The organism is Protofrankia sp. Cr2, assembly GCF_963555885.1.
In the GTDB taxonomy this organism is placed as follows: domain Bacteria; phylum Actinomycetota; class Actinomycetes; order Frankiales; family Frankiaceae; genus Protofrankia.
Genome location: NZ_CAUVXG010000041.1, coordinates 6,324 through 14,515, shown reverse-complemented (window position 1 = coordinate 14,515; position 8,192 = coordinate 6,324). Strand labels below are relative to the sequence as shown.

The following is an 8,192-nucleotide window of genomic DNA, read 5'->3' as shown; positions in this document are numbered from 1 at the left end:
CGGCCGCGGCGGAGACGGCGAGCCCCAGCCTCGTTCGCGAGCTGAGGACGGTGAGGACGGCGGTGACGCCGACGGCGATGCCGGCCAGCCAGAAGGACTGCTGTCCGACGATCACGGAGCCGAGGTGGACGGGCTCTTCTGGGAGGGTCGTGGCCACGCTGAGCTGCTGGCCGGTGTAACGGATGGTCACGGACTGCTGGATGATGCTCAGCACACCGAGAGTGGCGATCACCCGGACGAGGGGGCTGCGGGCTCGCAGCGGTCGCATGAGCAGGAGCTGGACCAGCACCCCGACGGCTGCGAGCAGGATCGCGGCGACTGCCACGGCGGGGAGCGCGGGCATGCCCTGGTTCTCCCGCAGCTCGTGCACGACGTAGGCGCCCAGCAGGGCGAACGAGCCCTGGGCGAAGTTGATCGTACCGCTGCCGCGGTAGACGAGGACGAGACCGATGCCGAGCAGGGAGATGAGCGCTCCACTGCCTAGGCCCAGGAGCCCGGACTGTGCGAAGACGGTCATACGGCTTCCGCTCCCAGGTAGGCCGTGGCGATGTCGTCGGCGCGGGTCAGCAGGGTCGCGGCGGTGTCGGTGAGGACTATCCGCCCGTCCGCGAGCACGTAGGCGCGATCGGCTGCTTCCAGCGCCAGCGCGACGTGCTGCTCCACGAGCAGCACCGCGGTACCGTCCTGCGCGGCGTCGCGTATCGCGGCCAGGAGCCGCTCGACCACCAGGGGGGCGAGACCGAGGCTGAGCTCGTCCGCGAGCAGGACGCGGGGGCGGCCGGCGAGGATCCGGGCGAGCGCCAGCATCTGCTGCTGGCCGCCGGACAGGAGTCCGGCCCGCTTGGACAGGTGCGGTTCGAGCTCGGGGAAGAACGCGAGTGCCTGTTTCGGATTGCCCTGCCCGAGCCTCAGGTTCTCGTGTCCGGTGAGATCCATGAACACACACCGCTCCTCGGTCAGCAGACCGAGGCCACGTCGGGCCCGCTGGTGCAGGCGACGGCGACGGCCGTCACCGTCGACCGACACCGTCCCGCCCTCGGGGGTGAGGTCACCCGCGATCGTGAGCAACGTGGTGGTCTTGCCGGCGCCGTTGCGGCCGAGGAGGGCGACGACCTCGCCGGGGTGGACCTCCAGGTCGAGGTCACGGACGACCGGAACACCATGGAATCCGACGGTGAGTCCGCTGACCAGGACTGCCGGCGATGACATAGGGCTCCTTCACGACGGCTGGCCGCGGGTGCGGGTGCGGGTACGGGAGCGCCTGAGACTCGCTCCCGCACCCGCGGCCATGCGGTGGGTCAGCCCGTCAGGGCTGACTTGTAGTCGACGAACGTGCCGTCCTGCACGAGGGCACCGTTCTTGATGTCGACGCCGATCAGCGAGGTGTCGAACAGCCGCGCGAGCGCGGGCACCGGGAACGGCTTGGTGAAGTTCAGCGGTGGGGTGAACCCGCCGGTGTCCAGGTTCGAGGTCTTGTCCAGGGCCTCCTTGAAAGATGCCGCGTCGAAGGTGGTGAGACCGGCTGCGACCTTGGCGAACACCACGCCCGACACCCACGCGTTGAGGTTCTGGGGGACGGTGAGGTCGACGTCGGACTTGCCCTCCGCCGCGAGTTCGCGCTTCATGGCGGCCCAGACGGGGTCGGTCGCGAGCGGGAAGCTGGACACGGTGTACGAGCCCTCGAGCTGGGTCTTGAACTTGGTCAACGACTCCGAGCCGACGCCGCCGGAGGGGGCGAAGATCGTCTGCTTGACTCCGAGGCTCGTAGCTTTGGCGAGGTACTGGTTCAGGGCCTGCTCGGGCAGGATGCTGATGATGCAGTCGGCGTCTTTCGCGTTGCTGACCGTGCTGCTGAAGTCCGTCGTCGTGACGGGCACCTTGACGGTCTTGTTGACCGTCTTCTTCGACGCCCCGAGGCCCACCGTGACGAACGGCGCGAGACCGGCCGCCGCCGGCAGGTCGTAGGTGACGACGTTAGTCGTGGCGCACCGCTGGCCGGCCTTCGTGCCGAGCGCGGCGAAACCGATCGGCCCGGGGACGAGCGGGTAGGAGTCCGTGCTCGAGTATTCGCTGCCCGAAATCGCATTGGCCGCCAGGTAGGGAATCTTCGCCGCGTCGAGAATCGGCAGGATCGAATCGGCGAACTGACTGAACGAGCCGAGCACGGCGACGGCCTTGTCGTTCACGGCCTGGCGGGCGCAGGTGCCGGCGGTGTTGGGGTCGTTCTTGTCGTTGCAGGACACCACCTTCAGCGGGTGGCCGGCAATGCCGCCCGCGGCGTTCGTCACCTTGGCGAAGGCTTCGAGCACGGTGGGGATATCCGGGAAGTTCGCGCCGGACGTTCCCGACGGAGTGATGGTGAGGATGGTGATCGGCGTCCCGGTCGCGGTGCTGCCTGCCGAGGCTCCCGTGCCCGCCGAGGTCGTGCGGGTGGAGTCGGTCGTTGACGACGTCGAACTGCCGCAGGCCGCCGCCCCGAGGGCGACAGCCATGACTAATGCGGCGCCACGGATGGTCCCGATCCTCGCGCGCACCGTGGTTCTCCTTCCGTCGCTCGAAGCTGGATGCGCTGGCCGGATGACAGCGCCGCCGAGCGAACGCGCTGACCGTATTGCGTCCGGTGTGACCTCGGTCATGGTCGGCAGCAGCAGAAATCGCATTCTCACGTCGAGCGTCCGGAAAATCGGACAGATCGTCCGCGGCGCCGGGTGGGGCCATGAGGCTAGAAGACGAGCACCGGCTTGACGGTGACGCCGGCGACCGAGTCGGCTACCGCCCGGTTGATGTCGGCGAACGGATAGTTGGTGATCAGCTCTTCGAGCGGTAGCCGGCCCTCGGCGTGCAGTGCCATCAGCTTGGGGAGGAACTCGCGGGGGTCGGCATCACCCTCGATGCAACCCCGTAGCGTCTTGCCGCCGCTGATGATGTCAATGATGTCGACTGACACGTCCGGCCGGCCCAGACCCACCGCGACCAGCGTGCCCCCCGAACCGAGGGCCTTCATGGCCCGCGCGAGGACAGCGGGGACCCCCGTGGTGTCCAGGGCGTGCGTGACGCCACCGGCGGTGTGGTCCTTGATCGCCTCGACCGGATCGTCCACACCGGGGTCGATCGTCACGGTCGCGCCCAGCTTGGCCGCCAGCGCCCGCCGCCCGGCCACCGGATCGACGGCGACGATCGTGCGCACTCCGCTCGCCCGTGCGGCGAGCAGGCCGGCCAGGCCCACACTGCCCGCCCCGAAGACCGCGAAGGACGAGGTCTCGTCCGGCTTGAGGACGTTCAGCACGCTGCCGACGCCCGTCTGGACACCACATCCGAGCGGCGCCAGAACGGTCAGGTCCACACCCGGCTCCACTACGACGATGTTGTCGACCGTGGTCAGGCAGTGGCTCGCGAAGCTGGACTGGCCGAAGAAGCAGCCCCGTACCGGCGAACCGTCGAGCGACAGCGGTGTCGAGCCGTCCGCCCGCCCGCCGGAGGTGTTGAGGAGAGCGAACAGCTCGCAGTAGGCCGGTCGACCGGCACGGCAGCGCCGGCACCGGCCGCAGCGCCGGTAGCTGAGCAGGACCGTGTCGCCGGGGCGGATGCCGGGGACGCCGGCACCCACCTCCGCGACGATGCCGGCGCCTTCGTGACCCAGCACGATCGGGCCGTACTTGATCGGCCACGCGGCCTTGACGGCCAGATCCGTGTGGCATATCCCGCTCGCCAGCGTGCGTATCAGCACCTCGCCCTCGCCGGGTGCGGCGAGGTCGAGGGTCTCGATGCTGAACGGGCTGTCCGGTTCGCGTGAGAGCGCGGCCGTGATCTGCACGGTCGTCTCCCCGGTCACGCCGGCCGGGCTGGCACGAAGATCGACTTTACGTCGAGGTAGGCGTCCAGACCCTCCGGCCCGTACTCTTTCCCGACGCCGCTGGCCTTCCAGCCCCCGAAGGGTGATCCCGGATCCAGGGTCCACATGTTCAGCCCGATGCTTCCGGTCTGAATCTGTCGGGCGACGCCGAGAGCCCGGTCCGGGTCGGCGCTCCACACGCTGCCGGCCAGTCCGTAGTCCGAGTCGTTGGCGATGTCGACGGCGTCGGCGACCGTGTCATACGGGATCACGCAGACGACCGGTCCGAAGATTTCTTCCCGGGCGACGGTCATGGCGTTGTCGACGTCGGCGAACACGGTCGGCTCGACGAACCAGCCGCGCTCCTGCACGGGGGGACGGCCGCCGCCGGCCACCAGCCGGGCGCCTTCGCTCCGCCCGGTCGCGATGTATCCCTCGACCCGGTCACGCTGGCGCGAGCTGACCAGTGGTCCCATCGTCGTGGTGGTGTCGAGCGGGTTGCCGAGCACGAAGGAGCGGGCGAGGCCGACCAGGCCGTCGACCACCGCGTCGTACAGGTTGCGGGGAGCGAGAATCCGGGAGTTGAGGAAGCAGGACTGTCCGGCGTTGGCGAAGGACAGGAAGCCCAGACCCTTCATCACTGTGGGCAGGTCTGCGTCGTCCAGTACGACGGCCGCGGACTTCCCGCCCAGTTCGAGGGTGACCGGTTTGAGCGCCGTCCCGCAGATGCCCCCGATGATCCGCCCGGCGGCGGTCGAGCCGGTGAAGGAGACCTTGTCGACGCCGGCATGCCTGACCAGCAGGTCTCCGGTCTGCCGGCCGCCGGTGATCAGGTTGACGACGCCCGCGGGCAGGCCCGCCTCCTCGGTTGCCTCCATGAGGTAGGCGGCATCCAGCGACGTCTCCGGGGCGGGCTTGAGCACCACGGTGCAGCCGGCGGCCAGCGCCGGCCCGAGCTTCATCGCGGTAAGCCCGAGGGGGTAGTTCCACGGCACGATCACCGCGACGGTCCCGACCGGGCGCCGCTGCAGGCGCACCGTGCCGGGATAGGCCAGCGCCGGGCGCTCCTGGTCGGCGAAGCCACCGCGCGCCAGCGCCGCGTAGTACCGCAGTGTGCCAGCCACGGCGTGGACGTTGGCGGAGGTGGACAACGCCAGCGGCATGCCGTTCTGCCGGGAGACGATCTCACTGATCTGCTTCGAGCGCCGTTCGATCGCCCCGGCAAGCCGCTCGAGCAGGTCGGCCCGCTCGACGGCCGGAGTTGCCTCCCACGCCGGCTGGGCCGCCCTGGCGGCGGCCACCGCCAGGTCCACCTCCTTGGCGCCCGCCTCAGGCAGGTCACCAAGCCGCTGCCCGGTGGCGGCCTCGATGATCGGGGTAGTCGTCTCCGACAGGGGCGTCGTCCACTGTCCGTCGATGTAAAAGCAGCCGAAGTGACGGCTCATACCAGGCCTCCCCGCAAGAATGTGACCACCTGAGGTGGCGGACCCGGAATCGGCGCGCGCCTCGTTGCCGGCGAGCCTGCGAATTCTGCCGTGAACCAGCCGCCAGCGTGAAATGCTTCGGCGAGCAACGGTGTGTGCGCGCCAGCATGGCACGGACCGGGCGCAGTTGAACATGCCTGATGCCGCAATGGGCGCATGCGCGCGCCGGCAATGTGTCGCGCCTGCCCCGGGCGTACCCAAGGCATATCCCAGGCCCCACCGGTGACGTTGCCGAGGTAGGCATGCGTGGTTGGCCGACTTCGACATGTACGCCAGCCCGGGTCCGTGCCATATTCCGGACTGTTCCCAGGCAATGTTGCGTCCCGTGTCGACGTCGCGTCACATATCAACATCGCATCAATTGTCGACGTCACGTCACGTGTCAATGTCCTACGTCCTTGGCGGCGCCGGTGTGCGGTATTCACGGGCCGGCCCGCCGGAGAACGGCGCCGGTCGTCCGCTGAATGTCGTGTGCCGTGGGCAGAAGGAGGACGGAAAGTGGCTGGCACAGACGGGCCGGGCACGTCGCCTGGACGGGGTAGTGGTCCGCTTGCGGGCGTCCGCGTCGTCGACATGGCGGACGGGATCGGCGAGTTCTGCGGTCGCTACCTCGCCGACCTGGGTGCGGACGTGATCCGTGTCGAGCCGCCGGGTGGTGCCCCCTCCCGACGGCAGGCGCCGCTGCACGACGGCGTCAGCCTCCACTTCGTTGCGAACAACGCGAACAAGCGCGGCGTCACGCTCGACCTGACCTCGACGTCCGGCCGGGACGCGTTCCTGGCCCTGCTCGGCACCGCGGACATCTTCATCGAGAGCACGTGTCCGGGCACGTTCACGGAGTTGGGTCTTGGTCTGGATCGGCTGCGTGCCGTGCTGCCCGCCCTAGTGGTCGTGTCGATCACCGAGTTCGGGCAGACCGGGCCGTACCGCGACTGGGTGGCGACGGACTGGGTACAGCTGGCCATGGGTGGCGTGTTGTCCCGGTCCGGCATACCCGGCCTGTCACCCCTCCTGCCGCCGGAGGGGTTGGTGTATTCCTCGGTCGCCATCCAGGCGGCGTGGGCGGCGCTGCTCGCGTACAGCAGCCGGCTGGACACCGGCTTTGGTGATCACGTCGACTGTTCCGTCTACGAGACGATCGTGCAGGTCCTCGACCCGGGCTTCGGGATCGGCGGCACGGCGTCCCGGGGAGTATCCGCGGCGAGCCTGCCGCGGGGTCGACCCGATGCCCGTCACCTCTACCCGATCTTTCGGTGCGCCGACGGGTACGTGCGCATATGCCTGCTCGCCAAGCGGCAATGGCGTGCCATGTTCGGCTGGCTGGGCGAGCCGGCCGAGTTCGCAGGGCCGGCCTTCGACGGCTTGGGCGCGCGGTTCGCGGCTGCGCCCCGCCTCTACCGGCTCATCGGGCAGTTGTTCGCCGAGGCGACCCGCGACGAGCTCGTCGCCGAGGGGCAGCGCCGGGGGGTGCCCATCGCCGCCCTACTGGACGCGGCCGAGGTCCTCACCAGTGAGCATTTCAGCACCCGCGACGCGTTCGTGACGGTGGAGATCGCACCCGGGGTGCGTGGCCGGATGCCGAACGGACTGGTCGAGCTGGACGGCATCCGGGCCGGCATCCGGCGCCCCGCCCCGGCGCCCGGTGCGGGCGACGACATCGTGCTCGCCGCGCTCGCAGTCGCCGACCGTCGCACGACGCCCACGCCCACGCCTACGCCTACGCCCACGCCGGCAACGCCGAGCGGTGCCGGGGACGCGCCCGCGCGGGCCCACCGTCCACTGCAGGGTGTACGCGTCCTCGACCTCGGGGTGATCGTCGTCGGCGCCGAGCTGGGACGGCTGTTCGCCGACCAGGGCGCGGAGGTCATCAAGATCGAGAACCGGGCCTTCCCCGACGGGAGCCGGCAGTCACGGGACGGCGCGACGATGTCCCCGTCCTTCGCCTGGGGCCACCGCAACAAGCTCAGCCTCGGTCTCGACCTGCGCAGCCCGCAGGGCGTGGCGGTCTTCAAGCGCCTCGCCGCCACGGCCGACGTCGTACTGTCCAACTTCAAGCCGGGCACGATGGAGTCCCTGGGGCTCGGCGACCAGAGCCTACGCACGATCAACCCACGGCTGATCGTGGTGGACAGCAGCGCCTTTGGCTCGTCCGGACCATGGAGCCCCCGCATGGGGTACGGCCCGCTCGTTCGCGCGGCCACCGCGATCACGGGACTGTGGCGCTACCCGGATGTGCCGGACAGCTTCAGCGACAGCAGCACCATCTATCCCGACCACGTCGCGGCCCGAGTGGGCGCCGTGGCGGTGCTGGCAACCCTCCTCGCCCGCCGCCGTTGCGGTATCGGTGCCACGGTGAGCTTCGCCCAGGCCGAGACCATCCTCACCCAGCTTTCCGCCCAGTTCCTGTGCGAGTCGCTGGCTCCCGGATCCCTGGCGGCGCGAGGCAATGTCGGCGGACACGACGCGCCGTACGGCGTCTACCCGTGTGCCGGCGACGACGAATGGTGCGTGCTGACGATTCGGGGAGACGAGGACTGGCGCCGCCTGTGCCGGGCCATCGGGCGACCGGAGCTGTGCGACGACCCGCGCCTGGCGAGCGCCGCAGGCCGATGCCGGCACCGCGTCGAGGTGGAGCAGGCGGTGACCGCCTGGACGGTGGTCCACCCACCGCGCGAGGTCATGAGCCGCCTTCAGCACGCGGGTGTGCCCGCGGGGATGATGCAGCGGGTCGCGGACCTGCCGGCCGACCCGCACCTCGCGGCGCGCGGTTTCTTCCGCCGGTTGGCCCAGCCACAGCTTCCAGAGCCGATACTGACCGAGAACGGCCCGGCGGTGTTCACCGGGATCGCCGATCCTGAGTTGCGGCCGGCGCCGTT

6 protein-coding genes are annotated in these 8,192 nt (G+C 69.9%); 1 reads left to right on the top strand and 5 read right to left on the bottom strand.

What is annotated here, in order from left to right; all coding sequences use genetic code 11:
- The 5 genes from U9978_RS17305 to U9978_RS17285 form a co-directional block, all read right to left on the bottom strand.
- Positions 1-517: branched-chain amino acid ABC transporter permease (locus U9978_RS17305; RefSeq protein WP_322762180.1), on the bottom strand; the 517-nt coding region annotated here is incomplete at its 3' end.
- Positions 514-1,209, bottom strand: coding sequence for an ABC transporter ATP-binding protein (locus U9978_RS17300; protein ID WP_322762179.1), 696 nt, complete (start codon positions 1,207-1,209; stop codon positions 514-516). The genes U9978_RS17300 and U9978_RS17305, both read right to left, overlap by 4 nt.
- Positions 1,210-1,298: 89 nt before the next feature.
- The gene (locus U9978_RS17295; protein ID WP_322762178.1) at positions 1,299-2,492 is read right to left on the bottom strand and encodes an ABC transporter substrate-binding protein; all 1,194 of its coding nucleotides are present in this window, start codon (positions 2,490-2,492) and stop codon (positions 1,299-1,301) included.
- Positions 2,493-2,722: 230 nt separating this feature from the next.
- Positions 2,723-3,814, bottom strand: a complete 1,092-nt coding sequence (locus U9978_RS17290) for an NAD(P)-dependent alcohol dehydrogenase (protein ID WP_322762177.1) — start codon at positions 3,812-3,814, stop codon at positions 2,723-2,725.
- A gap of 14 nt (positions 3,815-3,828) precedes the next feature.
- Positions 3,829-5,277: an aldehyde dehydrogenase gene (locus U9978_RS17285; RefSeq protein WP_322762176.1), complete on the bottom strand. Its 1,449-nt coding sequence runs from the start codon at positions 5,275-5,277 to the stop codon at positions 3,829-3,831.
- 537 nt (positions 5,278-5,814) lie between these two features.
- Between U9978_RS17285 and U9978_RS17280 the strand changes: the two genes are divergently transcribed.
- A partial coding sequence (locus U9978_RS17280) for a CoA transferase (protein ID WP_322762175.1) occupies positions 5,815-8,192 on the top strand: 2,378 nt, incomplete at its 3' end.

Coding starts and splice junctions, on each gene's coding strand:
- U9978_RS17300 (WP_322762179.1), bottom strand. CDS start 1,209: ATGTCATCGCCGGCAGTCCTGGTCAGCGGACTCACCGTCGGATTCCAT.
- U9978_RS17295 (WP_322762178.1), bottom strand. CDS start 2,492: ATGGCTGTCGCCCTCGGGGCGGCGGCCTGCGGCAGTTCGACGTCGTCA.
- U9978_RS17285 (WP_322762176.1), bottom strand. CDS start 5,277: ATGAGCCGTCACTTCGGCTGCTTTTACATCGACGGACAGTGGACGACG.